We start from the raw sequence: 1,109 nt of genomic DNA, 5'->3' as shown, positions 1-1,109 counted from the left end.
CTTCGTCGCCGTTCTCGGCGCGTCCAGCTACACCTTCGCCGAGGCCACCTGGTCGCAGAAACTTCCCGACTGGCTGGGCTCGCATGCCCGCTGCTTCGCTTTTCTTGGCGGAACACCGCAGATCCTGGTGCCCGATAACCTGCGCAGCGGTGTCAGCAAGGCGCATCGCTACGAGCCGGATATCAACCCCAGTTATCGCGATCTTGCCGAGCATTACGGTGTGGCCGTGGTGCCCGCCCGCTCGCGTAAACCCAAGGACAAAGCCAAGGTCGAGGTTGGTGTGCAGATCGTCGAACGCTGGATCCTGGCGGTCTTGCGCAACCGCCAGTTTTTCTCGCTGACCGAGCTCAACACCGCCATCGGCGTGCTGCTGGAACGCCTCAATCAAAAGCCCTTCAAGAAGCTGCCCGGCTCGCGCCGCTCAGCCTTCGAAAGCATCGACCAGCCCGTGCTGCAAGCGCTGCCCGAGCATCCGTACGTCTATGCCGAATGGAAAAAAGTGCGGGTGCATCTGGACTACCACGTCGAGGTCGACGGTCATTACTACTCGGTGCCTTATCAGTTACTCAAGCAGCAGCTCGACGCGCGGCTGACGGCGCAGATCGTCGAATGTTTCCACGGCAACCAGCGTGTGGCCAGCCATCGGCGCTCGTACCTCAAAGGGCGCCACACCACCCAGACCGAACACATGCCCAAGGGCCATCGCGAACACGCCGAATGGACGCCGCAACGTCTGATCCGCTGGGCCGAGCAGACCGGGCCCAATACAGCCGGGGTCATCGCCCACATCCTTGAGCGCCGCATCCACCCACAGCACGGCTTCCGTCCCTGCCTGGGCATCCTGCGTCTGGGCAGACAGCATGGTGAAGCGCGGCTGGAAGCCGCTTGTCAACGCGCTCTGGCCCTGGGCGCATGCAGCTACAAAAGCCTCGAATCGATCCTGCGCCAAGGGCTGGAGAAGTTACCGCTGGCCCAGCAGAACCTGCCGCTGCTGCCCGACGAACACAGCAACCTGCGCGGCCCTGGCTACTACCACTGACCTGAGAAAGGAAACTGAACATGCTGCCCAACCCGACCCTCGACAAGCTGCACACCCTGCGCCTGCACGG

The 1,109-nt window shown here is 62.8% G+C and carries 1 protein-coding gene; it reads left to right on the top strand.

Annotated elements, in window-relative coordinates; translation table 11 throughout:
• Positions 1–1,039 (top strand): IS21 family transposase (gene istA, locus ACYP2A_RS26595; protein ID WP_459747667.1); only part of this gene is annotated, 1,039 nt, incomplete at its 5' end.
• Between the last annotated feature and the right edge of the window lie 70 nt (positions 1,040–1,109).

The sequence above is a fragment of the Pseudomonas sp. 3A(2025) genome (assembly GCF_054589175.1).
The sequence above is the reverse complement of the archived record's forward strand: the minus strand, read 5'-3'. Positions and strand labels throughout refer to the sequence as shown.